Genomic DNA, 21,046 nt, shown 5'->3' with positions numbered 1-21,046 from the left:
CCACCGCCCAGCCCGCTGTCGGGAGCCCGGCATAGCATGGGCGTGTGGAACCGCTGTTGGTCTTTCTGGCCGAGTGGTGGTGGATCGGCCCCGCGGCGGCCGGTGCGGGCACCGTCGGCTGGATCGGCGTGCGTCGATCCCGACACCGCGCGCTGCCGGCCGGAGCGACCACCACCGGCGATCGCGCCGCTCGCGCGTGGGCGTCACGCCCCCTGGGCAAGGCGGCGGCGCGGCGCCTCGAACTCGACGCGGCTCTGCTCGATCTGCAGACCGCGCGGCACGCCGTCACCCGCGGACGCGCCGACGTCAAGGTCGCCGACGCCGAGGTGGTGCGCGCTCAGGCCGAGCGGGCGGCATCCCGTGTCTCGTCCGACGTCGTCTCCGCCGCACGCGGACGCCTCACCGACGCGCAACGCGACCTGCGCGCCGCGCTGGCCGAGGTGCGCGCCCGCCGCGCCGGGGTGAGGGCCGCGAAAGCGATGCTCCCCGCGATCCGCGCGGGCAGCGCCCCTCTGCCGGTGGCGCGCTTGCTCTCGGAGCACGACGCGATCCTGGCGCGCTGGATGGCCTACGAGACGGACCCCGGTCTCGCGATCGACTACCCGCAGATGAGCGACTCGCGCTCCCCGCTCCTCGCGGACTTCCTGCGCGCGCACGAGAGGGCGCAGTGGCTGCGGCCCACGTCGGTGCAGACGCGCCTGGAGCCCGCCGACTACCTCGCCTACCGCGATGCCGTGCGCCGCACCGCGCACGCGTTCGACCGCGCCGAGCGCGCAGCCCGCCAGGGTGCGGACCAGCCCGGCGTCGAGGGCCCCGATGCGTGGAGCCGCGTGGCATCCGATCTAGCCGAGACCGCCCAGCGCGCCCTCGCCCGGTCCATGGAGTCGATGGGCCGCGCCGCCGCCCGCAGCTGGGAGGAGCGCGGCGCCCGACGCGCTCAGAAGCGGACCCCGGATGCCGCGGGCCCCCGGCCGCAGAACGGTCCGGTCTGGCCGCCTCCCGCACGCGATCGGCCGCGACCTCCGGCATCCTGATGACGGCGAAGCCGGGCGGCGTAGCATGGCGCAGGTGCAGGACTTCTGGAACTTCGCCGGCCACTACTGGTGGCTCGTCTTCCCCCTCTTCGGAATGACGATGGGGGCGGTCAACGCGAGGGTGAAGCACCGCGAGGTCACCGCCCGCCGCCGCCACAAAGAGCAGCTGGAGCTGCTGCGGGCGAAGGGTCTGGCCGCGGGGGGCGAGCCTCCTGCCGCGCTCGCCCCGGCGACCGACGACGCCCGCGCCCGTCTCACGTCCGCGCACGACGCGGTCACCCATCGCTGGCTCGAATACGAGCTCGATGCCACCAAACTCATCTCCTACCCCGCGATGAGCGATGGCCGACAGCCGCTGACGGCGGCGTTCCTGCGCGCGAAGAAGGTCGCCGACAATCTGCGACCGGCCGCCGACGAGACGCTCTCGCCCGAGCGCCTGCGCGAATACCGCGAGGCCGTCACCGACTACGAGGTCGCGTTCGACGTCGCCGAGCGCGAGGCGCGCCGCGTCAAGGATGCGGCGTTCACCGCCGACGAACGCAAGCGCCTCGACACGGCCAAGCAGCTGCTCACCGTCGCGACCGATCAGGCGGCGACGTCGAACGAGCGTCAGCTCGCGTACAAGCGCGTGCGCGAGGAGCTCGACGGCCTCATCTGGCTGAGCGACGAGGCGGTCGACGAGCTCGAGAAGAAGGTCGCGCTCGAGCTCCCCCGCGGCTCCACGCAGCCGCGTCCCTCGACGACCCCTCCCGAGCCCGCGGTCTGAGGCGCGCTCCGCCGCATCGCGCGGCCCGCGCCGAACCCCGCGGATTCCGCGGCGCCTTCTCGTCAGCCTGTGCGACGAATGCGCACGGGACCCCGCGCGGTGGTCACATCGACGACCTCGCCCTTCTGCGTGACCTCGACCTCGCCCAGGTCGACCAACTCTCGCGCGGCGTCGCGCGCCGGCTGCATGAGGTCGCGCCACTTCTCGCCGCCGACCGCGCGGGCGGCCTCAGACGGACAGATCGTCTTGCCGGCATCCCTCGCCGCGAGGAGTTCGCGAATGGATGCCACGAGCCGAGGATCCGCACCAGACGACGGGGTCATCTGTCCAGTCTCCCTCCGCTGCGGGGAGTCGGGGCCAGAATGACCCGGTGATCACCGAGCGCCACGCCCCCGACCTCCCCGGTCGCGCCGTCATCGCCCAGCGGTGGAACCGCGCGGTCTTCGTGCACTGGCGGATCGACCCGGGGGAGGTCGCGCCGCTCCTGCCGCCCGGAACCCGTCCCGACATGCACGACGGGTCGGCCTGGGTGGGGCTCGTGCCATTCGTGCTGAGCGAGTTCCGCTTCCTGCCCCTGCCCCCGGTGCCCTTCGTGGGCACCTTCACCGAGATCAACGTCCGCACCTACGCCGTCGACGACGCCGGGCGTCGCGGCGTGGTCTTCCGCACGCTCGAGGCGGAGCATCTCGCGCCGGTCCTCGCGGCTCGGGCCCTCTTCGGCCTGCCCTACCGCTGGGCGCGCGCCGGCGTGCGCACCGAGGGCGAGCGCATCGAGTACCGCTCGCGACGCCACGGGGGCCGGCAGCCGGGCACGCGGATCCGGGCCCGGCTGGGCACGGAGACGGTCGACGACGACCTCTCGCGCTTCCTGACCGCGCGCTGGGGCTTCCACGAGCGCCACCTGGGCCGCACGATCTGGGCCGCGAACAGCCACGAGCCGTGGCCCCTCGTCACCGCCGAGCTCGAAGCGCTCGACGACGAGCTCGTGGCGGATGCCGGTTTCCCGCAGCTGGCGGGACGCGCCCCCGACTCGGTGCTCGCGATGCCCGCCGGCCACCCCGGCTTCATCACGCGCTTCACCGCGGCCCGCGCCATCGCCTGACGGCGCCACGGCCCGGAACGCCGGACGGCCCCCTTCACCCGAGAGCGAAGGGGGCCGTCACTGCGCGCGGGGTCAGTCGCGCTGCGTCGAGAACGCGTCGGGGTTCTGCTCGAGCCACGCGTCGATCGCGTCGGCTTCCTTGCCCTCGCCGTACTCGTTGACGACGAGGTCTTCCAGCGAGCCGTACTGCGCGTCGTCGAGCTGGATGCCGGCGATGAGCTCAGCGGCATCCGGGTAGGTCGAGGCGAAGCCGCTGGTGCCGAGGAAGTGCAGCGCCTCGGGGTCGCCCATCAGGCCCTGGGGGTCTTCGAGGTCCTTCACGTCGTAGGCGTCGTTCGCCCAGAAGGGGCGCCACAGCGTGACGGCGATGTCCTTCTGCGCGGCGATGGCGTTGTCGAGCTCGGTGAGCATCGCCGCGGTCGACGAGGTCACGAGCTCGAGGCCGTCGAGGCCGTACCCGGGCATGGCGACTTCCTGCGTCTGCTTGGTCAGACCCGCGCCGGGCTCGATGCCGTAGATCTTGCCGTCGAAACGCGCGGCGTTCGCCTGGAGCTGGTCGATCGAGTCGATGTCGACGTAGCTCGGCACCGCGATCGTGAGCTTGGCGTCGTCGTAGTAGGCGCCCAGGTCTTCGATCGAGTCGCCGTACGTCTTCATGTAGTCGGCGTGCGTGAGCTCGGGCCAGGCCGAGGGGTAGATGTCGACGTCGCCCTGGGCGAGGCCGGCGTAGAGCGGTCCCGCCTCGGTGAGCGTCTGCATCTCGACGGTGTAGCCGAGCTTGCCGAGCTGGTCCTCGAGCAGGTACGCCGTGCTCAGGCCGTCGGTCCACGAGGGGAGGAAGCCGAGCGTGATGGTGCCCTTGTCGCCACCGTCGCCCGAGCCGCCTTCGGCCTGGTTGCCGCTCGCGCAGCCGGCGAGCGCGAGCGCCGCCACGCTGCCGAGGGCGAGGGTTGCGGTGAGGTGTCGTGTCTTCATTGCTGTGTTCTCTTCCTTTTCGTATGTGATTTCCGTGGGCCCCCCGCGCGAGTTGCCGGGATTCGTCGCTTCAGCACGTGCCGAGGCGATGAATGTTGGCGACTCACGCGAAGGGGAGGGAGGGTCAGCGGCCCGTCGAGATCGGCGCGCGGCGCGGAGACGCTTCCGCGCGCTCGGCCTCGCGTGCGGCATCCGCCGAGGTGTCGACGGGCCCCGCCGCGGGGGCGCCGGCCGTGGCCGCCGCCGTGGAGCGGGCGGCACGACGACGCGCGAGCACTCCGAGCAGCGAGCCGGTGTTGTCGGCGCGATTGCCGAGAGCCGCGGTGAGGCGGTCGAGGTAGACCGCGAGGATGACGACGCTGAGGCCCGCCTCGACACCCTTGGGCAGGTTGACGGTCGAGATCGACTGCACGACCTCCTTGCCGAGGCCGTCGGCGCCGACGATGCCGGCCACCACCGCCATCGACAGCGCGAGCATGATGACCTGGTTGACGCCGGCCATGATCGTGGGCGTCGCCAACGGCAGCTGGATGCCGCGCAGGATCTGCCACGGGGTGGCACCGAACGCCTGACCCGCCTCGACCGTCTCCGAGTCCACCCCGCGGATGCCGAGCTCGGTCAGTCGCACGCCCGGGGGCAGCGCGAAGATGACGGTCGAGACGACACCGGGCACGACGCCGATGCTGAAGAACGTGATCGCGGGGATGAGGTAGACGAAGGCGGGCATCGTCTGCATGAAGTCGAGGATCGGCTTCAGCACGGCACGCACGGTGCTGTTGCGCGCCGACCAGATGCCGAGCGGCACCGAGATCGCGACGGCGACGATCGTCGCGATGAGCACGAGCGCGAGGGTCTGCATCGCGGTGACCCACTGCCCCATCGCGAGGATGAGGGCGAAGCCCACCACGGTGCCGAGCGCGAGCTTCCACGAGCGCAGCAGCCAGGCCAGGAGCGCAGCGACCACGATGACGACCACGATGGGCGCCGACAGCAGCACGTCGCTGAGCCCGCCGACGAGGAATCGCACGGTCACGGCGATGACGTCGAACAGGCCCGAGAGGTTGTCGCGCAGCCAGTCCACGGCGGAGTCGACCCACGAGCCGACGGGGATGCGGAACCCGTCCATCAGCGCACCCCCTCGGTCTCGGAGGCGACGACCGGCGCGTCGAGCACCGCGTCGATCTCAGCGGAGGGCAGGGGCTGGGGCAGCACGGTGATCTCCTCGGTGGAGCTGGGCCCGGGTCCGAGCGCGGCCAGCAGGGTCACGCGCGGGATGACACCGGTCAGGCGACCGTCGGCATCGAGCACGGCGAGCGGCAGGGGCGACTCGACCGACGGCACGAAGAGGTTCATGAGCACGTCGTCCTCGCGCACCGCCTGGGGCAGGGGCTTGAGCCGGCTGAGCAGGGAATTCTCCCCGGCCCGCACGAGCTTCATGGCATCCCGATCGGTGATGATGCCGAGCGGCTTGCGGTCGCGGTCGGTGACGTAGACGGCCGACATGTAGGCGTCGCGCATCTGGCGCAGGGCCGTCCGGGGACCGGCCGAGGCGTCGACGCGCGGACGCGGACGTTCCATCACGTTGCCGGCGGTGAGCACGCGAGCGCGGTCGACATCCTGCACGAACTGCTCGACGTAGTCGTTCGCCGGGTCGGTGAGGATGTCCTCCGGGGTGCCGATCTGCACGATGCGCCCGTCGCGCATCACGGCGATGCGGTCGCCCAGGAACATCGCCTCGTTGAGGTCGTGGGTGATGAAGACGATGGTCTTCTTCAGCGTCCGCTGCAACTCGATGAGCTGCTCCTGCATCTCGCGGCGGATGAGCGGGTCGAGCGCGCTGAACGCCTCGTCCATCAGCAGGATGTCGGTGTCGGCGGCGAGCGCCCGGGCGATGCCGACGCGCTGCTGCATCCCGCCCGACAGCGCCGAGGGGAGCTTCTCGCCCCAGCCCTCGAGGCCGACGAGGCCGAGGATCTCGTTCGCCTTCGCGAGGCGCTCGGCCTTGCCGACGCCGCGGAGCTCCAGGGGGTAGGCGACGTTGGCCGCGACCGTGCGGTGCGGCAGGAGCGCGAAGTGCTGGAAGACCATCGCGAGGCGATCGCGCCGCAGAGAGCGCAAGCGGGCGGGACCGACACCGGTGAGGGCGTCGCCCTTCACCTCGACGGTGCCGGCGGTCGCCTCGTGCAGGCCGTTCAGCATGCGGATGATCGTCGACTTGCCCGAGCCCGAGAGGCCCATGATGACGAAGATCTCGCCGGGGCGGACGTCGAAGCTCGCGTCGATGACGGCGGCCGTTCCGTGGTCGGCGATCTCGTCGCGCGTCGAACCCGCGCGGAGTTTGTCGACGGCGGCCTGCGGGGCACGGCCGAAGACCTTGAAGAGATTCTTGGCGGCGAGGGCGGGTGTCTCGCTCGCGGGTGCGGACGGAGCGGGCTCCGTCGAAGCAGGCGGATGTGTCACTGGTGCACCTCAGCGGCCTTCGGGTGGCCGCATAGGTCACGCCCGGGTGGCAGCCGTCGGCGCTCTCCGGGGGTGGAGCACGTCGACACCGGACATCGGGTCCGGAGTCCTGGCCGCCGACCGTACGCTCGCGGCATCCCCTCCCCCGAGAAGACACCGACGACCGCGGACTGGTCGGGTGAACGGCCCCTCAAGGGCCTCACCCAACGTTTCACGGTGATGGATCGGCTGGCAAATCGCCCCGCGCCTTGCGGAACCGGATTCCATGTGGCACGCGCGCGCGCCTGACCCGACCTCCCGCACGGGGGAGGGATCCATGCACGCGCATGTCACCCCGGGCGTGTCGCAGCGCCCTTGCACCAGGGGGCGGGATGTGCCGAGGTCAGTCGTCCTGCGGCTCGGCCGCGGCCGTGCGGTGGTGGCGGATGACCTCCGCCACGACGAAGTTGAACCACTTCTCCGCGAAGGCCGGATCGAGGTCGGCGTCCTCGGCCAGACGCATCAGCCGCGCGATCTGCTGCTCCTCGCGGGTGGGATCGGATGCCGGCATCCCGTGCTTCGCCTTGAGCACCCCGACCTGCTTGGTGCAGCGGAAGCGCTCGGCCAGCAGGAAGATCAGCGCGGCGTCGATGTTGTCGATGCTGCCGCGCAGCCCTTGAAGGATCGTCGAGGGATCGGCGTCGGTCATGAGTCCTCCCACATCGCTCCGACCCTACCGCGCCGAGCCGTGGGCCGCCGTCGGCGGGAGCCGAGTCCTACAGTGTGACCATGAGCCGATCGACGCGCCCCGACCCGACCGCCGTAGGCGCCGACGCCGGGGCCGCCACGTCGCGCGACAAGCCCGTGTGGTCGGCGATCTCCCGCCCCTACGCGGCGGGATTCTTCCTCACCCTCGGCGGGCTCACCGCCTTCCTGCTGGCGCTCGCGCTCGGCAAGCTCTCGACGGTGCTCATCTACATCGCGATCGCGCTCTTCGTCGCCCTCGCCCTCGACCCCCTCGTGCGCATGCTCGTGCGCCGCGGACTGTCGCGGGCCTGGGGCATCGTGATCGTCTTCGGCGGCCTCGCCCTCGTGCTCGCCGGGGCGTTGTGGCTGCTCATCCCGCCGGTCGTGCGTCAGGTCGAGCAATTCGTCGGGGACATCCCCTCGTTCGTCAACGACGTCATCGACAGCGACGCGGTGCGGTGGGTGGAGCAGAACTTCGGCGACAGCCTCGGCGACGTGCTGAAAGAGGTGCAGGGCTTCGTCACCAACCCCGCCAACATCGCCGCCATCGGCGGGGGGCTGCTGCAGGTGGGCATCAGCATCGGCGAGTTCATCTCGGGCGCGATCATCGTGCTCGTGCTGAGCCTGTATTTCCTGGCATCCCTGCCGAAGATGAAGAACAGCCTCGTGCGCCTCACCCCCGCGCGCAGCCGCGAGACGGTCTCCGACATGACCGGCCAGATCACCGACTCCGTCGGCGGCTACCTCGCCGGCATGGTCGTGCTCGCGCTGTGCAACGCGGTGTTCGCGTTCATCGTGCTGACGATCCTGCAGCAGCCGTTCGCCGCACTGCTCGCGGCCCTCGCATTCGGCATCACGCTGATCCCCCTCGTCGGGTCGGTGCTGTTCTGGGCCACCGCGACGCTGTTCACGTTGATCGTCAGCCCGACCGCGGGACTCATCTTCGCCATCGTGTACCTCGTCTACATGCAGATCGAGGCATACATCCTCACGCCGCGCGTCATGAACCGCACGATCTCGGTCCCCGGCGCGCTGGTGGTCATCGGCGCGCTCGTCGGCGGCACGCTCCTCGGTCTGCTCGGGGCGCTGGTGGCGATCCCCGTCACGGCGTCGGTGCTGCTGATCATCAAGCAGATCGTCATCCCGCGACAGGATGCAAAGAAGTAGCGTCGGCTTCTTCGCCGCGGCGTGCGGACGGCTCCTCGCCGCCGCGGGCCGACGTGCCCGTGCCGCTCAGCGCATCGCGAGTAGACGCGTCGGGGACGCCGACACGGTGCGATGCCGCACCCGGCCGGGGACGCCCGTGCGCGCGTCGAGCGGGAGCGACACGATCTCGTCGGCGAGCTGACCGGCGACGAGCAGCGTGTCGTCGACCACGAGATGGTGCCGCGGCCAGTGCGTGCCCGTCTCGGCGAGCGCGGTGAGCTGCAGGACCTCCCCCGCGCCGCGGACCGCGAGGACGCCGACCGTGTCGCTTCCGCGCACGCCGGCGTACAGCGTCGCCCCGTCGCGACTCATGCTCAGCTCCGCAGCAGTGTCGGTGTCGAGGGTGCCGAGCAGCGGTTCGCCGGAGCGTACGTGCCAGCGGCCCCCGCGGTCGGGGGCGAGCGCGAACACCTCCCGGCTGAGCTCGGTGACGACGTAGAAGTGCCCCGACGGATGCCACACGCCGTGCCGCGGCCCGCTGCCCTTCGGCAGGACGACCTCCTGCACGAGACGGAGTCCGGAGGGCGCGTTGCGCCACAGGCGCACGAGGTCGAGTCCCATGTCGGTCGTCGCGATCAGGCCGCCGGGGAGGAACGTGGCCTGGTGGGCGCGCGAGACGCGCGCGCCCGCCGCCGCCTCCTCCGACTCGGCGTCGGTCTCGGGAACGTCGTCGTACGCGGGCACGAGGTGCGCGTACTCGTCGCCGGCGGCATCTCGCAGAGCGCGGGCCGCGGCGGCGAGGTCGGGGACGACGGCGCCCGACACCCGCGCGCCGGTGGACACCGTGCCCTCCTCCGGTGACGAGCCGTACGGGTCGGCCGCCTCCGCGGCGATCACCGGCCGGGAGGGGCGGCCGGCGGCATCCAGGTCCATGCGCACCACGCGTCCGTCGCCCCAGCAGCTCGCGACGAGGGACGTCGCGTCGGGCGCCACGGTCACGTGACACACGGCCTCACCCGCCTCGATCGGCGCGCCGATGGGGGCCAGCCGCGTGTCGGACACGCGGCGGTAGGCCTGCACGACGCCGTCGGACTCCAGGGCGGCGTACAGCAGGTCGCCCGAGGGGTGCGGCGCGATCCACGAGGGCGATCCCGGCGCGGCGACGGCCGTGCCGACCATGCCGAGAGGACCACTCGCCCCGGGAGCATCGGACTCTCCGGCCTGCAGGATGCCGATCCCCTCGGCTGAGCCGGCATCCGCGGCGTAGGCACCGACCCAGAGGCGCATCAGTCGATGAGGTCGTGGCGCACGATCACCTGGTCGCGGGCGGGACCCACGCCGATGACCGAGATGCGGGTGCCGCTCATCTTCTCGAGGGCGAGCACGTAGTCCTGGGCGGTCTGCGGCAGGTCGTCGAACGTGCGCGCCGACGAGATGTCCTCGCTCCAGCCGGGGTAGTACTCGAGGATCGGCTTCGCGTGGTGGAAGTCGGTCTGGTTGACCGGAAGGTCGTCGAACCGCTCTCCGTCGACGTCGTACGCGACGCACACGGGGATCTGGTCGAGCCCCCCGAGGATGTCGAGCTTGGTCAGCACGAGGTCGGTGATGCCGTTGATGCGCGTGGCGTAGCGCGTGATGGGCGCGTCGTACCAGCCCACGCGGCGCGGGCGGCCGGTCGTCGTGCCGAACTCGAAGCCGCGCGAGCGCAGCCAGTCACCGCTCTCGTCGAACAGCTCGGTCGGGAACGGACCCGACCCGACTCGCGTCGTGTACGCCTTCACGATGCCGACGATGCGGTCGAGGCGGTTCGGACCGACCCCGGAGCCGGTCGCGGCGCCGCCGGCGGTCGCCGACGACGAGGTCACGAACGGGTAGGTGCCGTGGTCGACGTCGAGCATGGTGGCCTGACCACCCTCGAAGACGACGACGTCGCCGGCCTCGAGCGCGTCGTTGAGCAGCAGCGAGGTGTCGGCGACCATGGGACGCACGCGGTCGGCGTAGGCCAGCAGGTCGTCGACGATCTCGTCGGCCGTGATCGACCGGCGGTTGAAGATCTTCACCAGCAGGTGGTTCTTCTGGTCGAGCGCGCCCTCGACCTTCTGGCGCAGGATGTTCTCGTCGAAGAGGTCTTGCACGCGGATGCCGACGCGGTTGATCTTGTCGGCGTAAGCCGGGCCGATCCCGCGCCCGGTGGTGCCGATCATGCGCTTGCCGAGGAAGCGCTCGGTGACCTTGTCGAGCGTGCGGTGGTACTGCGTGATGATGTGCGCGTTGGCGCTGATCTTGAGCCGGCTGGTGTCGAGACCGCGCGCGTTGAGCGCCTCGAGTTCGTTGAAGAGCACCTCGAGGTCGACCACGACGCCGTTGCCGATCACCGGGGTCACCCCGGGAGACAGGATGCCGCTGGGCAGGAGGTGCAGCGCGTACTTCTCGTCGCCGATGACGACGGTGTGGCCGGCGTTGTTGCCGCCGTTGAACTTCACCACCCAGTCGGTGCGCTCACCGAGCAGATCGGTGGCCTTGCCCTTGCCCTCGTCGCCCCACTGGACGCCGACGATCACGATTCCGGGCATGAGTGCTCCTCGCATGTTGTCCGGCGGTACACCCCATCCTACCGAGAGGGTGCGGCACGCCCGCAGCCTGTCGTCGTGGGCGCCGTCTCACTAGCCTGAGCCCATGACGAGAACGAATGGGTGGGCCACCGGCTGGAACATCGCCCGGGCCGTCGCGGCCGCGGCCATCATCACCGCGGTCGTGGCGCAGTTCGTCTCGACCGTCGCGGGGGCCGTCGACAACGGACGCGACGTCGTCACCACCGTGGCGAACTTCTTCAGCTTCTTCACGATCCTCTCGAACGTGTCGGCGGCGATCGTGCTGCTTCTGCTCGCCGCACGGTTCCTCCGACGGCGGAGCCTCGAGGCCGATCCGCCCGCCCTCGCGACCGCGCTGGCGTGGGTGTCGACCTACATGATCGTCACCGGCATCGTCTACAACCTGCTGCTGCGCGGTCTCCCCCTCCAGCCCGAGACCGTCGGCTGGTCGAACGAGATCCTGCACGTGTGGGGTCCGCTGTTCCTGCTCCTCGACGTGCTCCTCGGGGCGGGTCGCCGACGCCTCGGATGGGGCGCGGCCCTCGGCGCCGCGATCTTCCCGATCGCCTGGATCGTCTACACGCTGGTGCGCGCGCCCCTCATCACCAACCCCACGACGGGGGCGCCCTTCTGGTACCCCTACCCGTTCCTCAACCCGAACGAGGGCGGCGGCTGGGGCAGCGTGGTCGTCTACATCGTCATCATCGCGGTCGTGATCGTCGGGCTCGCCTTCGGCGTCGTGGCGATCGGCCGTGCGCGGGGTCGGCGCGCAATCTGACCCGAACGGGGCGCTTTCCCGGCGCAACCGGGCATAATGACTCGTCCCGCCCCTCGACGAAAGCCCGCCGGATGCCGCCGCGTCGCACGTTCCGCACGATCGCCCTGCTCGCGGGCACCCTCGTGGCCCTGATCGCGCCGTTCGCGGTCGCCGGTCCGGCAGCGGGCGAGAGCCCCCGTGCGACGCCTCGCGTGGCGACCGCCAACCCGTTGGCATCCGGGCCCGCCCTTCCGACGTACTCGGCGGCCGCCGAAGCGCAGAAGGCGGCCGCCGCGGCCGGTCGCACGGAGGTCGCGAAGCAGATCGGCATCATCGCGCGTCAGCCCACGGCGGTCTGGCTGGGCGAGTGGTACGACCGCTCGGCCCTCGTGCGGGTGCTGCAGGCCGAGACCCGCGCCGCCGCGCAGCAGAAGAAGCCGGCCGTCTTCGTGCTCTACGCCATCCCGGCCCGCGACTGCGGCCTGCACTCCGGCGGCGGCCTCGACCCCGCTGCGTATCGCGAGTGGGTCGCCCTCATCGCGCAGACGCTGCGCGGGACCCGCGCGGTCGCGATCGTCGAGCCCGACGCCCTCGCGATGCTCGGCGACTGCGCCGGGCAGGGCGATCGCACCGGCCTCATCCGCGACGCCGTCCGTACGCTCGCCTCGGCGGGGGTGGCCTCGTACATCGACGCGGGCAACTCCGGATGGATCCCGGCCGAGACGATGGCCGCACGATTGCGCGGTGCCGGCGTCGCCGACGCCCGCGGGTTCGCCACCAACGTCTCGAACTTCTACACGACGGCATCCGAGCAGAAGTACGCGGAGCGCGTGCGCGCCCTTCTCGGCGGCAAGACGCGGTACGTCATCGACACCTCGCGCAACGGCCGTGGGTGGACCGGCGACTGGTGCAACCCCTCCGGTGTCGGTCTCGGCGGCACGCCCCGCGCCGTCAGCGGCAGCGGCGGGCTCGACGCCCTGCTGTGGATCAAGCGCCCGGGCGAGAGCGACGGCACCTGCAACGGGGGTCCTTCGGCGGGGAGCTGGTTCGAGAAGGCCGCGCTCGACCTGGTAACCCTGCGCAAGAGCTGAGCGCCCTACCCTTGGACGCGTGCGTACGCGACTGATGTCCGCGGCCCTGGCCGCCTCCGCCCTGCTCCTGCTCGCCGGCTGCTCCGGCGGCACCTCGGACGAGGCCGATCCCGCTTCGAGCGCCTCCGCGGCGAGCGCCGGCAGCGCCGAGTGCTCCTACCCCGCCTCCGGGCAGCCCGCCGTCGACGTGACCCCGCCCGCCGCGGGCACCGACCGACCCGCTGGTGACGTCGAGGCGGTGCTGAAGACCTCGGCGGGAGACATCCCCCTCACCCTCGCCGGCGAGCGCACCCCGTGCACCGTCGAGAGCTTCGTCTCGCTCGCGCAGCAGCAGTACTTCTCGAACACCGAATGCCACCGCCTCACGACCTCGGGCATCTTCGTGCTGCAGTGCGGCGACCCCACCGGCACCGGTCGCGGTGGTCCCGGCTACCGATTCGCCGACGAGCTCGACGGCGCCGAGAAGTACCCGGCGGGCACGGTCGCGATGGCCAACGCCGGCCCCGGGACCAACGGCTCCCAGTTCTTCCTCGTCTACGAGGACACGACGCTGGATCCGAACTTCACCGTGTTCGGCACGATGTCGCCCGAGGGTCTCGCGGTCGTCCAGGGCATCGCGGCAGCCGGCGCGGAGGGCGGCGCCCGCGATGGGCGTCCGGCCACCCCCGTCACGATCACCGACGTCGTGGTCGGCTGAGGCTCCTCCCCAGGCAGCTCGCCGGCCGCACTCCTCCACCGGAGTCGGGCTGCGGCATCCCTCCGCCCTAGAATCGAGGGCATGTCCAAGGTCCTGCAGTCCCTTCCCGTCGGCGAGCGCGTCGGCATCGCCTTCTCGGGTGGTCTCGACACCTCCGTGGCCGTCGCGTGGATGCGCGACAAGGGCGCGGTTCCCTGCACCTACACGGGCGACCTCGGGCAGTACGACGAAGACGACATCGCCTCGATCCCCGGCCGCGCGACGCAGTACGGCGCCGAGGTCTCGCGCCTGGTCGACTGCAAGACGGCGCTGGTCGAAGAGGGCTTCGTCGCGCTCGCCTGCGGCGCGTTCCACATCCGCTCGGGCGGCCGCACCTACTTCAACACCACGCCCCTGGGTCGTGCCGTCACCGGCACGCTGCTCGTGCGCGCCATGAAAGAAGACGGCGTCGACATCTGGGGCGACGGCTCCACCTACAAGGGCAACGACATCGAGCGGTTCTACCGCTACGGCCTGCTCGCCAACCCCGCCCTGCGCATCTACAAGCCCTGGCTCGACGCGGACTTCGTCACCGAGCTGGGCGGCCGCAAAGAGATGAGCGAGTGGCTCGTCGCGCATGACTTCCCCTACCGCGACAGCGCCGAGAAGGCCTACTCGACGGACGCCAACATCTGGGGCGCCACGCACGAGGCCAAGACCCTCGAGCACCTCGACGTCTCGCTCGAGATCGTCGAGCCGATCATGGGCGTGCGCTTCTGGGACCCCGCGGTCGAGATCGAGACCGAGGACGTCACCGTCGCCTTCGAGGCAGGTCGTCCGGTCGCGATCAACGGCACGCGCTTCGACGACCCGGTCGCCCTGGTGCGCGAGGCGAACACGATCGGCGGACGCCACGGCCTCGGCATGAGCGACCAGATCGAGAACCGCATCATCGAGGCCAAGTCGCGCGGCATCTACGAGGCCCCGGGCATGGCGCTGCTGTTCCTGACCTACGAGCGCCTGGTCAACAGCATCCTGAACGAAGACACCCTGGCCACCTACCACGAGCAGGGTCGTCGCCTCGGTCGCCTCATGTACGAGGGCCGCTGGCTCGAGCCGCAGTCGCTCATGCTCCGCGAGTCGATCCAGAAGTGGGTCGGATCGACCATCACCGGCTCGGTCACGGTGCGCCTGCGCCGCGGCGAGGACTACACGATCCTCGACACCGTGGCATCCGGCATGTCGTATTCGCCCGAGAAGTTGTCGATGGAGCGCGTCGGCGACGCCGCGTTCGGTCCGGTCGACCGCATCGGTCAGCTCACCATGCGCAACCTCGACATCGCCGACTCGCGCGCCCGTCTCGAGCAGTACGCCTCGCTCGGCCTCATCGGCGGCCCGACCGGCGAGCTCGTCGGCGATGTCGCCGCGGGCGGCGCGCAAGAGATCATCGAGCCCGCCGCTCCCCTCTCTGCCGCCGGCGAGCGCCTGGCCGAGGCGACGGATGCCGCGGGCGAGTCCGCCGCGTTCGACGCCGGCACCGACTGAGGCAATCACGCACGAGAGCCCGCGGCGCCTGGCGTCGCGGGCTCTCGTGCGTTCTCGACGGCCTGCTCTTCTAGAGGACGCCGCAGGCGCTGAAGACAGTTGCCTTAGGCCCCTCCGGGGCTTGGAGGAGATATGACCCGGCGTCATCGCGGATGAGTGTCCACGGCGTCTGTGCGATCACGCTCCTGCCCGGCGTCATTTCCACGTCTCCGGGCGCGCCCGTCGTCACCGAGGCATCTGTGGCGTGCGCATCCCGGAGTCCCGCGATCGTCGAGGCGGGGGCGGTGGCTCCGAAGACGCGATTCCCGTGCCAGCGACCGATTCCCGCTTCTTCCCCCGCGCAGTCCTCGACGTCGACGTCGACGGGTTGATCGAAGCGGATCTCGCCGAACGCGGCAACCAGATGATCGCTGGTCTCGCGAGCGTCGATACGCAGCTCACTCATCGATTTCGTGAACGTCGGCGTCGCGGCGTCGGTCGGGGCATCCGCCGTGCACCCGGCGAGACTCGTCGCGACGAGGGGAACGGTCAGCAGACAGAGGAGGCGGGATCGGCGCACCGCTCGATCCTTCAGAGGGCGGCGAAACTAAGTTGCACACCACTGTGCACTTTAGGCGTACACTCGACGCGTGAGCATCCCCACCCGCCGCGACGCCGTCGAGAACCGCGCCGGCATCCTCGATGCGGCCACCGCCGCCATCGGGCACGACCCCCGCGCCTCGATCGACACGATCGCCCGCCGCGCCGGCCTGTCGCGCCGCGCCCTCTACGGCCACTTCGACGACCGCAACGCCATCGTGCGCGAGGTCATCGCCGCCGGTGCCGCGCGCTTCAACGCCATCGCCGACGACGTCGACGACTCGGATTCCCGCGTCGCGCTCGCCCGCCTGGCATCCGAGCTCTGGCGCGAAGCCGCCCACGTGCAGGCCGCCGCGGCCCTCGCGCTCGACGACGCGCACCTGCCCGAGACCTCGGCGGCCCTGGCTCCGCTGCGCCGCCGCATCGACGCGATCGTGCGCCGGGGTCAGGAGGCGGAAGAGCTGCGCACCGACCTCCCCGCGCCCACCCTGGCGCGCCTGCTCGAAGAGACCGGCCGCATGGTGGTCTCCCGGGTGGATGCCGAGTCCTCGACCGCCCGCTCCATCGCGGTGTGCGCCGTGCTGGGCATGGCCGGCCTGTCGTGGACCGAGGCGCGCGGCATCCTCGCGCAGCACCCCGAGCTGGAGGCGCAGGCCTGATGAGAATCGTCGTCGACGCCGTCGCCAAAGGACGCAGTGCCCTGCCCGAGACCTCGACGGCCTACGAGACCGGCGCGGCCTCCCTCGTCGTCGCCGAGACCGAGCAGCGGCCCACGGTGCTGGGCCTCGTGGCATCCGGTCGCATGAAGGTCGACGCCGGCACCGTCACGATCGACGGTCGCGCCGACCGCGGGGCGATCCGCCGTCGCGTCGCACTCGTCGACGCACCGGTCGTGTCGGAGCCCGAGCCGAACGTCACCGTCACCGGCGTCGTCGCCGAGGAGCTGATGTTCGCCGGGCGCGCGCCGACGCCGTTCGCCGCGGCGCGCTGGCTCGAGCAGATCGGGCTCGAGGCGATCGCCGGACTGCCCATCGGCAACGTCGATCCCGCCGCACGCGTGCGGCTGCTGCTCGAGCTCGCCGCCCTGCGCGCGGACGTCGAGGGTCTGGTGCTCGTCGCACCCGACCGCCACGGTGGCGAGCCTCTCGGGTGGTGGCGCATCGCGCGGGAATTCGCCGAACGCGGGTACGCCGTGCTCGTGATCGCGGGCAGCGCTTCGCGCACCGCGATCGATTCGTTCGACGAGGCCGAGGAGGCCACGCGGTGAAGATCCCCCAGATGATCGCGGCCGAGCTGCGCCGCCTCACGTCCACGCGCATGTCGGTGCTGGCGCTGGTCGCGCTGCTGGCGGTCCCGATCCTCTACGGCGGCCTCTACCTGTGGGCGAATCAGGACCCCTACGGCAACCTGTCCGAGGTCCCCGTGGCCCTCGTGGTCGATGACCAGGGCGCCGACGTCAACGGCGAGCAGCGCAACCTCGGCGACGAGGCGGCCGAGCAGCTGCTGGACGACGGCACGTTCGAGTGGCACCGGGTCTCGTCGGATCAGGCCGACGCCGGCCTGCAGGCCGGCGACTTCGACTTCGTCGTGACCCTGCCGACCGACTTCACCGATGCCGTGGCCTCGCTCTCGACGAACACCCCGCGCCAAGCCGACATCGAGCTGCGCACGAACGACGCGAACAACTACCTCGCCTCCACCATCGGCACGCAAGCGGTCGCCAAGATCCAGACCTCCGTCGCGCAGAAGGTGATCGACGAGGCCGGGGGGACCCTGCTCGACGCCCTGCACACGATCCGCGTGAAGCTCGTGGATGCCACCAACGGGGCGACCCAGCTCGTCGACGGTCTCGGCACGGCGAAAGACGGTTCGTCGCAGCTCGCGAGCGGGTCGACGACCCTCGCCGACGGATCGGCGCAGCTGGCCGATGGCACGGCCCAGCTCTCGGCGGGAGCGGGTCAGCTTCGCGACGGCACCGCGCAGCTGCGTGACGGATCGGCGCGCGTCGCCGACGGGGCGGCGCAGGTCGCCGACGGCGTGGACCGCATCGACGCGGCTGCGCGGCAGGTCGGCTCGATCGCCGGCGACGCCGCGGCGCAACTCCCCCAGGCACGCGCCGACATCGCCACGGCCCTCGCGAACGCCGGTCTCGACCAGGCGCGCATCGACGAGATCCTCTCGCGCCTCGACCCCGTGGGCGAACGTCTCACATCGGCGAACGACCGCGTGCAGAGCACGGTCGACCAGATCAATCAGCTCGACGACGGCGCCCGCCAGGTCGCCGACGGCAGCGCCTCGGTGGCGTCCGGCGCGGCGAACGCGGCCGACGGGGCGTCGGCCCTCGCCGACGGCGCCGCCTCGGCGGCATCCGGTGCCGTGCAGCTGCGCGACGGATCCGCCCAGCTGCGCGATGGCGCGGCCCAGCTCGACAGCGGCATCGGCCAGCTCTCCGACGGCGCGACCCAGCTGCGCGACGGTCTCTCGGCGGGCGTCGATCAGATCCCCGACTCCGACGACGCCACGCGGGCCGCCCAGGCCGCGGCCATCAGTGATCCCGTCACCGTCGGCACGAGCTCGGTCACGAAAGCGCAGAACTACGGTGCGGGCCTCGCGCCCTTCTTCGCCGCCTTGGCCGGCTGGATCGGCATCTACGCGCTGTTCCTCATCGTCAAGCCCGTCTCCAAGCGCGCCATCACGGCCCTGCGCTCCCCCGTGCGGGTGACCCTCGCGGGATGGCTCACGCCGGCGGGCCTCGGTGCCCTGCAGATGGTGGGGCTGTTCACGGTGCTCGCGATCGCCCTGCAGTTCTCGTTCGCGAATCCGTGGGCCGCCCTCGGCATCCTGCTCTTCGCCTCGGCGACGTATGCGGCGATCGTGCTGGCGCTGAACGTGTGGCTCGGCTCGGTGGGGCAGTTCCTCGGCCTCGTGCTGATGGTCCTGCAGCTCGTCACCGCGGGCGGGACATTCCCGTGGCAGACGCTCCCCGCTCCCCTGGCGGCGCTGCACCACGTGCTGCCGATGGGGTACGTCGTGGATGCCATGCGCCAGGTCATGTACGGCGGAGACGTCTCGCGGGTCGGCCCCGACCTGCTCGTGCTCGGGGCGTGGATGGTCGGCGGCGTGCTGCTCGCGGCGATCGGCGTGACCCGCATGACGCACCACCGCACCTTGCGCGACCTGCAGCCGAGCCTGATCGGCTGACGCGCCCTCCGCACCCCGCGCGAGTCGCCAGAATCTGGCGCTTCCGGTCATTCCCCGGCGACGGTTTCTGGCGACTCACGCGTGAGCGCCGGGTCACACCGGCAGCCGCACCTCGAACACCGTCCGCCCCGGAACGCTCTCGACCGCGATGCTCCCGCCGTGGGCCTCGGTGATCGCCTGGGCGATCGAGAGCCCGAGGCCCGTGCTGCCGGCATCCCGGTTGCGGGAGTCATCGGCCCGGGCGAATCGGTCGAACAGACGCCCGGCGACCCCCGGGTCGATCCCCGGTCCGTCGTCGGCGACGCGCAGCACCGCCCCCGCCCCGTCGCGTGCGAGCGACAGGGTCACCGTCGTCCCCGGAGGGGTGTGCACCTGCGCGTTGCGCAGCAGGTTGGCCACGACCTGGCGCAGGCGGTTCTCATCGCCCGTCACCGAGATGAGGTCGTCGGTGACGTCGAGGCGCCAGGCGTGCGCGGCATCCGCCGCCTGCGCGTCGCTCACGGCGTCGACGGCGAGGAGCGTGAGCTCCACCTCGTCGCGGCGCAGGGGCTGACCGGCATCCAGGCGGGCCAGCAGCAGCAGGTCGTCGACGAGGGATGCCATGCGCGTGGCCTCCGACTCGATCCGGTCGAACGAGCGGGCCTGCGTCGGCGTCATCGGTGCGTCTTCGCCCAGCGACAGCTGCGCGTAGCCGCGGATGCTCGACAGGGGCGTGCGCAGCTCGTGGCTGGCGTCGGCGATGAAGCGACGGAGCTGGTCCTCGCTGTGCTGACGGGCCGCGAGCGAGGACTGCACGTGGCCGAGCAGCCCATTGAGCGATGCGCCGACCCGGCCCACCTCCGTGACCGGATCGGTGTCGGCGGGGGCGACCCGGTCGGGGATCTCGACGCTGCCGGCCGCGAGGGACAGCGTCGACACCCGCTGAGCGACCGCGGCCACGCGGTCGAGGGGCCGCAGACTCCGGCGCACGAAGAGCGAGAGGCCGACCACGGCGATCAGCAGGGTCGCCGCGCTCACCGCGAGGAGGATCACCGTCAGGGCCGTCGTGGTCGCCGTGACGTCGGCATCCGAGTTGCCGGCGAACACCGTCGTGCCGTCGACCTCGGCCGCGGCGACCCGGAACGAGCCCAGGTCACCGCCGAGGTCGATCGTGGTCGGGATGCGGTCGGTCGGCACGCCCGCCCGCAGCGACGCCACCTGGTCCGCGGTGAGCTGCACTTGCGTGCCGTCGCTGCGGGTGTACTCCGACGCGCGAACGGTGCCGTCGGAGGCGACCGTCACCTGCAGCGAGCCGATCCGCGGCGCCGGGCGGTCGGCATCCTGACCCTGCGTCTGGCTCGGCGGCGGCTGCGATCCGCTCCGGTTCTCGAACGACCCGCGGCCCGCCGCGAACGACAGCCCCTCGGTCACCTGCTGATCGAGCCGGTCGAGGGTGAAGGAACGCAGCGAGACGATCGTCGCGAGACTCATCACCACGAAGGCCAGCGCGACGAGCAGGCTGGTCCCGACGACGAGGGTGCGGCGCAGCGTCCACCGCCGCCGCGACGACGGATGCCGCGACACGGCGGACGCGGTCATGACGCCTTGATCGTGTAGCCGACGCCGCGCACCGTGTGGATGAGGGGTTCGCCGAGGGTGTCGATCTTCTTGCGCAGGTACGAGATGTAGATCTCGACGACGCTGCCGTCGCCGCCGAAGTCGTAGCTCCACACCTGGTCGAGGATCTGCGCCTTGCTCAGCACCCGGCGGGGGTTCTGCATGAGGTAGCGCAGCAGCTCGAACTCGCGCGCGGTGAGCTTGATCGGGATGCCACCGCGCTCGACCTCGTAGGCCTCCTCGTCGAGGGTCAGATCGCCCACGCGCAGTCGCGGATCGGCGTCGGCGACGGCGGCGACGTGGCGTCGGGCCATGCCGCGCAGTCGGACGACGACCTCCTCGAGATTGAACGGCTTGGTGACGTAGTCGTCGGCGCCGGCCGAGATGCCGGCGATGCGGTCTTCCACGGCATCCTTCGCCGTCAAGAAGAGCACGGGGGCGTCGTTCCCGGCCGCGCGGACCCGGGCGAGCAGCCCCATGCCGTCGAGCCCCGGCATCATGATGTCGAGCACCAGCAGGTCGGGGTCGAAGTCGCGGATGACGCCGAGCGCCTCCTGGCCGTCGGCGGCGGTGCGGGCGTCCCACCCCTCGTTCTGCAGTGCCATACGCAGCAGCTCGCTCAGGTTGGCTTCGTCGTCGACGACGAGAGCGCGGATCGGCGTGCCGTCGGGACGCAGCAGGGGGGCGGGGCGGGAGGTCATGGATGCCAGCATGCCCGCCCACAGCGGCCGTGTCACCGCGACATACGCGCTTCATAGAAAGCGTGAGGCGGCGGTGAGGGTGCCGTTCCTACGTTCACTG

At 71.5% G+C, this 21,046-nt stretch carries 21 protein-coding genes; 11 read left to right on the top strand and 10 right to left on the bottom strand.

Annotated features, from left to right (window positions below):
- Positions 1 to 44: 44 nt before the first annotated feature.
- Both AB0230_RS16130 and AB0230_RS16125 read left to right on the top strand, forming a co-directional pair.
- Complete coding sequence (locus tag AB0230_RS16130; protein ID WP_366376841.1) at positions 45 to 1,034, top strand: hypothetical protein; 990 nt, start codon at positions 45 to 47, stop codon at positions 1,032 to 1,034.
- A gap of 25 nt (positions 1,035 to 1,059) precedes the next feature.
- Positions 1,060 to 1,800 carry a hypothetical protein gene (locus tag AB0230_RS16125; RefSeq protein ID WP_363388156.1) on the top strand — a complete coding sequence of 247 codons (741 nt, stop codon included), beginning with the start codon at positions 1,060 to 1,062 and terminating at the stop codon, positions 1,798 to 1,800.
- A 62-nt stretch (positions 1,801 to 1,862) separates the two neighbouring features.
- On the opposite strand, the gene AB0230_RS16120 is transcribed toward AB0230_RS16125, so the two are convergent.
- Positions 1,863 to 2,123 carry a DUF3253 domain-containing protein gene (locus AB0230_RS16120; RefSeq protein WP_315994028.1) on the bottom strand — a complete coding sequence of 87 codons (261 nt, stop codon included), beginning with the start codon at positions 2,121 to 2,123 and terminating at the stop codon, positions 1,863 to 1,865.
- A 47-nt stretch (positions 2,124 to 2,170) separates the two neighbouring features.
- Here AB0230_RS16120 and AB0230_RS16115 point away from each other — a divergent pair, with 47 nt between their 5' ends.
- Positions 2,171 to 2,902, top strand: coding sequence for a DUF2071 domain-containing protein (locus tag AB0230_RS16115; protein ID WP_366376839.1), 732 nt, complete (start codon positions 2,171 to 2,173; stop codon positions 2,900 to 2,902).
- A 72-nt stretch (positions 2,903 to 2,974) separates the two neighbouring features.
- Here the strand turns inward: AB0230_RS16115 and AB0230_RS16110 are convergent, their stop codons facing one another.
- The 4 genes from AB0230_RS16110 to AB0230_RS16095 all read right to left on the bottom strand — a co-directional run bounded on the left by AB0230_RS16110 (position 2,975) and on the right by AB0230_RS16095 (position 7,025).
- The gene (locus tag AB0230_RS16110) at positions 2,975 to 3,877 is read right to left on the bottom strand and encodes a glycine betaine ABC transporter substrate-binding protein (protein ID WP_315994030.1); all 903 of its coding nucleotides are present in this window, start codon (positions 3,875 to 3,877) and stop codon (positions 2,975 to 2,977) included.
- A 124-nt stretch (positions 3,878 to 4,001) separates the two neighbouring features.
- Entirely contained in the window at positions 4,002 to 5,003 is a 1,002-nt protein-coding gene (locus AB0230_RS16105) for a proline/glycine betaine ABC transporter permease (protein WP_366376836.1), read from the bottom strand.
- The gene (locus AB0230_RS16100) at positions 5,003 to 6,337 is read right to left on the bottom strand and encodes a glycine betaine/L-proline ABC transporter ATP-binding protein (RefSeq protein ID WP_315994032.1); all 1,335 of its coding nucleotides are present in this window, start codon (positions 6,335 to 6,337) and stop codon (positions 5,003 to 5,005) included. Before AB0230_RS16100 ends, AB0230_RS16105 begins: the two co-directional genes overlap by 1 nt.
- A 382-nt stretch (positions 6,338 to 6,719) precedes the next feature.
- Positions 6,720 to 7,025 carry a chorismate mutase gene (locus AB0230_RS16095; RefSeq protein ID WP_315994033.1) on the bottom strand — a complete coding sequence of 102 codons (306 nt, stop codon included), beginning with the start codon at positions 7,023 to 7,025 and terminating at the stop codon, positions 6,720 to 6,722.
- An 80-nt stretch (positions 7,026 to 7,105) separates the two neighbouring features.
- On the opposite strand from AB0230_RS16095, the gene AB0230_RS16090 reads away from it, so the two are divergent.
- Positions 7,106 to 8,230 (top strand): AI-2E family transporter, encoded by a 1,125-nt coding sequence (locus AB0230_RS16090; protein ID WP_315994034.1) that lies wholly within the window; start codon positions 7,106 to 7,108, stop codon positions 8,228 to 8,230.
- 66 nt (positions 8,231 to 8,296) lie between these two features.
- On the opposite strand, the gene AB0230_RS16085 is transcribed toward AB0230_RS16090, so the two are convergent.
- Both AB0230_RS16085 and AB0230_RS16080 read right to left on the bottom strand, forming a co-directional pair.
- Positions 8,297 to 9,496, bottom strand: a complete 1,200-nt coding sequence (locus tag AB0230_RS16085; protein ID WP_366376833.1) for a beta-propeller fold lactonase family protein — start codon at positions 9,494 to 9,496, stop codon at positions 8,297 to 8,299.
- Positions 9,496 to 10,782, bottom strand: coding sequence for an adenylosuccinate synthase (locus tag AB0230_RS16080; protein WP_363388169.1), 1,287 nt, complete (start codon positions 10,780 to 10,782; stop codon positions 9,496 to 9,498). Before AB0230_RS16080 ends, AB0230_RS16085 begins: the two co-directional genes overlap by 1 nt.
- A gap of 103 nt (positions 10,783 to 10,885) precedes the next feature.
- On the opposite strand from AB0230_RS16080, the gene AB0230_RS16075 reads away from it, so the two are divergent.
- The 4 genes from AB0230_RS16075 to argG all read left to right on the top strand — a co-directional run bounded on the left by AB0230_RS16075 (position 10,886) and on the right by argG (position 14,869).
- Positions 10,886 to 11,578 carry a Pr6Pr family membrane protein gene (locus AB0230_RS16075; protein WP_363577413.1) on the top strand — a complete coding sequence of 231 codons (693 nt, stop codon included), beginning with the start codon at positions 10,886 to 10,888 and terminating at the stop codon, positions 11,576 to 11,578.
- A 71-nt stretch (positions 11,579 to 11,649) separates the two neighbouring features.
- Positions 11,650 to 12,648, top strand: a complete 999-nt coding sequence (locus AB0230_RS16070) for a glycoside hydrolase family 6 protein (protein ID WP_366376831.1) — start codon at positions 11,650 to 11,652, stop codon at positions 12,646 to 12,648.
- A gap of 19 nt (positions 12,649 to 12,667) precedes the next feature.
- Positions 12,668 to 13,345 (top strand): peptidylprolyl isomerase, encoded by a 678-nt coding sequence (locus tag AB0230_RS16065; RefSeq protein WP_363577409.1) that lies wholly within the window; start codon positions 12,668 to 12,670, stop codon positions 13,343 to 13,345.
- 81 nt (positions 13,346 to 13,426) lie between these two features.
- Positions 13,427 to 14,869: an argininosuccinate synthase gene (argG, locus tag AB0230_RS16060; protein WP_363388181.1), complete on the top strand. Its 1,443-nt coding sequence runs from the start codon at positions 13,427 to 13,429 to the stop codon at positions 14,867 to 14,869.
- Between the two features lie 70 nt (positions 14,870 to 14,939).
- Here the strand turns inward: argG and AB0230_RS16055 are convergent, their stop codons facing one another.
- Positions 14,940 to 15,428, bottom strand: a complete 489-nt coding sequence (locus tag AB0230_RS16055) for a hypothetical protein (RefSeq protein WP_366376828.1) — start codon at positions 15,426 to 15,428, stop codon at positions 14,940 to 14,942.
- A 70-nt stretch (positions 15,429 to 15,498) separates the two neighbouring features.
- Here AB0230_RS16055 and AB0230_RS16050 point away from each other — a divergent pair, with 70 nt between their 5' ends.
- The 3 genes from AB0230_RS16050 to AB0230_RS16040 are packed head-to-tail and all read left to right on the top strand — an operon-like array spanning position 15,499 to position 18,649.
- On the top strand, positions 15,499 to 16,107 hold the full coding sequence (locus AB0230_RS16050) for a helix-turn-helix domain-containing protein (protein WP_366376826.1): 609 nt from the start codon (positions 15,499 to 15,501) through the stop codon (positions 16,105 to 16,107).
- Positions 16,107 to 16,715 (top strand): hypothetical protein, encoded by a 609-nt coding sequence (locus AB0230_RS16045; RefSeq protein WP_315994043.1) that lies wholly within the window; start codon positions 16,107 to 16,109, stop codon positions 16,713 to 16,715. The genes AB0230_RS16050 and AB0230_RS16045 overlap by 1 nt, the downstream gene beginning before the upstream one ends.
- Positions 16,712 to 18,649 carry a YhgE/Pip domain-containing protein gene (locus AB0230_RS16040; RefSeq protein ID WP_366376824.1) on the top strand — a complete coding sequence of 646 codons (1,938 nt, stop codon included), beginning with the start codon at positions 16,712 to 16,714 and terminating at the stop codon, positions 18,647 to 18,649. The genes AB0230_RS16045 and AB0230_RS16040 overlap by 4 nt, the downstream gene beginning before the upstream one ends.
- A 93-nt stretch (positions 18,650 to 18,742) precedes the next feature.
- Here the strand turns inward: AB0230_RS16040 and AB0230_RS16035 are convergent, their stop codons facing one another.
- Both AB0230_RS16035 and AB0230_RS16030 read right to left on the bottom strand, forming a co-directional pair.
- Complete coding sequence (locus AB0230_RS16035; RefSeq protein WP_366376822.1) at positions 18,743 to 20,227, bottom strand: HAMP domain-containing sensor histidine kinase; 1,485 nt, start codon at positions 20,225 to 20,227, stop codon at positions 18,743 to 18,745.
- The gene (locus AB0230_RS16030) at positions 20,224 to 20,946 is read right to left on the bottom strand and encodes a response regulator transcription factor (RefSeq protein ID WP_315994046.1); all 723 of its coding nucleotides are present in this window, start codon (positions 20,944 to 20,946) and stop codon (positions 20,224 to 20,226) included. Before AB0230_RS16030 ends, AB0230_RS16035 begins: the two co-directional genes overlap by 4 nt.
- Positions 20,947 to 21,046: the final 100 nt, after the last annotated feature.

Source organism: Microbacterium sp. NPDC089190 (genome assembly GCF_040701795.1).
GTDB classification, from domain to species: domain Bacteria; phylum Actinomycetota; class Actinomycetes; order Actinomycetales; family Microbacteriaceae; genus Microbacterium; species Microbacterium galbum.
The sequence above is the reverse complement of the archived record's forward strand: the minus strand, read 5'-3'. Positions and strand labels throughout refer to the sequence as shown.